This is a genomic window from Bradyrhizobium sp. TM233 (genome assembly GCF_036247965.1).
GTDB classification, from domain to species: domain Bacteria; phylum Pseudomonadota; class Alphaproteobacteria; order Rhizobiales; family Xanthobacteraceae; genus Bradyrhizobium; species Bradyrhizobium ottawaense.
Window position 1 is genome coordinate 1 of the sequence record NZ_BTIG01000054.1, and the last position, 2398, is coordinate 2398.

Annotated in this window: 1 protein-coding gene and 1 pseudogene; both read left to right on the forward strand. The window is 66.3% G+C overall.

Going from position 1 to position 2398, the window contains the following annotated elements:
• Positions 1–536, forward strand: a pseudogene (locus tag AABA86_RS33285) (methyl-accepting chemotaxis protein); the annotation flags it as partial.
• A gap of 195 nt (positions 537–731) precedes the next feature.
• Positions 732–2398, forward strand: a 1667-nt coding sequence (locus tag AABA86_RS33290) for a methyl-accepting chemotaxis protein (RefSeq protein WP_338309755.1), incomplete at its 3' end; no start/stop codon positions are given.

Here is a 2398-nt window from a genome sequence, read left to right on the forward strand (position 1 = left end):
CAGCGAATTGTCACGGGCCGCGTCGCGGATCGGTGACGTCGTCGGGCTCATCAATGCGATCGCCGGCCAGACCAATTTGCTGGCGCTCAATGCCACGATCGAGGCGGCGCGGGCCGGCGAGGCGGGCCGCGGCTTCGCCGTCGTGGCTGCCGAGGTCAAGGCGCTTGCCGAGCAGAAGGCCAAGGACACCAGCGAGAGCGGCCAGCAGGTCGGCGGCATTCAGGCGGCGACACAGGATTCGGTCAGCGCGATCGGCGAGATCAGCGGCACCATCGCGCGCCTGTCGGAGATTGCTGCGGCGATCGCCGCGGCCGTGGAGCAACAGGGCGCGGCCACCCAGGAGATTGCCCGCAACGTTCAGCAGGCCGCCCAGGGTACCCAACAGGTCTCGTCCAATGTTGGCGACGTCCAGCGCGGCGCCTCCGAAACCGGCTCGGCGTCCTCGCANNCTGTCGGCGGCGCAGATGCTGTCCCGCGATTCCAATCGGCTCAAGCTCGAGGTCGGCAAGTTCCTCAACTCCGTCCGCGCTGCCTGAGGGGAGCACGACGTACCAGCGTTGCATCGCGCGCGTTGTCGCGGGCAACGTTTTGATAAGCATATGCGGTGGCGCCCCCGGCAGCGAGACCGCACTTTGACGTGAGACAACATCGCGTTGCAGGCTTCTTGTATCTCTCGTGGGGGTCGATCCCTCCGTTCGGAGGAAGCGGCGCTCGGGAAAAGGAAGCCAGCGGTGCATCTCAGAATTGGCACGGTCCTACCGGTCATCATTTCGGCGCTTGCCTTGATGGGAGTGGCGGCCACCGGCTACACGGCCATTCACGCCTACCACGACCGTCAGGAGGCCGAGATCTTCGTCGGCCTCAACGGCATATCGCAATCGTTGCTGCACAGCGCCGGGCAATGGGCGAAGGAGCGGGGCATGACCAATGCGGCGCTGAATTCGCCCGAGGTGCTTCCGGCCGATCGCCGCTCTGAAATCGACGCTGTGCGCGCGACGTCGGATCGGGCCTTCCGCGATGCCGTGCAGCGCTTGCGTGGCGTCACGGCGATGAAGGGCGCCGAACAACGCATCTCGGAAGCCGAACGGGCATTCCAAAGCTTCGAGAGCCTGCGCCGCAGGGTCGATTCGAATCTGGCCAAGCCTGGGTCGGAGCGGGACGCCGAGGTGGTCAAGGCCTTTGCCCCGGCGATCACCGACCTGATCGAGGTCGCGGCCAACAGACTGCGCCTGACGCTGGAAACGCTGACCAGTTCGCCTTCGGCGGCCATGGCACGCCTCGTCGGCCTCCGGCACCTGACGGCGGAGATGGCAGAGAACGCCGGGCGCGAACGTGCGCTTCTCGGCGGGTTGATCAGTTCGCACGCGAAGCTCGCCGCGGACGGCATCGGCCGGATCGCGACCTTCCGCGGCCACGTGGAGCTCGCCTGGGAGACGGTCGCCCCGATCGCCGACCGCACCGACGTTCCGGCGGCGCTCGCGCGAGCCATCAAGTCGGTGAATGAGGATTACTTTCAGACCTATGGCGCGCTGCGTGCCGAAATCCTCGCCGCAGGTCCGAGCGGCGAATACAAGATCAGCGGCCGCGATTATGTGAGCCGCGCGACGACGGCCATCAATTCCATTCTCGGGCTTGCGGATGCAATCGGCGCGGCGGCGGATACGGAGGCCGCCGAACAGGCGAAGGCGAGCGCCTCCAACCTGATCATCAGTGTTGCGATCCTGCTTGCGAGCCTCGGCCTCACATTGCTGAGCTTCTGGATCGCGGTTTCAAGGATCGTGCGTCCGCTTGCGGCACTGACGGCCGCGATGGACGAATTGGCCGGCGGCAATTTCGCAGTGGTTCTCCCCGGGCTTGGCCGCAAGGACGAGGTGGGCGACATGGCTGACGCGGTGGAGACGTTCAAGGTCAAGGCCGAGCAGAAGGCGCATGAGGTAGCGGACGCCAAGATCAGGCAGGACCAGATCGCGGCCGAACAGCGCCGTGCCGACATGCACCGGCTTGCCGGTCAGTTCGAGACTGCAGTCGGCGAGATCGTGGACGCGGTGAGTTCGGCGTCGACCGAGCTGGAAGCCTCCGCCGGGGCGATGAACGTGACGGCCGCCCGGGCGCAGGAGCTCGCCGTCACCGTCGCCGACGGTTCGCAGGAAGCCTCCGCAAACGTCCAGTCGGTCGCGTCCGCGACCGAGCAGTTGTCGTCCTCCGTCAACGAGATCAGCCGCCGGGTGCAGGATTCGGCGCGAATGGCCAACGAAGCCGTCGACCAGGTACGGCTGACCGACGGGCATATCGACGGATTGTCGAGAGCAGTCGCGAAGATCGGCGACGTCGTCGAACTGATCGACCAGATCGCGGGGCAGACCAATCTCCTCGCGCTCAACGCAACGATCGAGGCGGC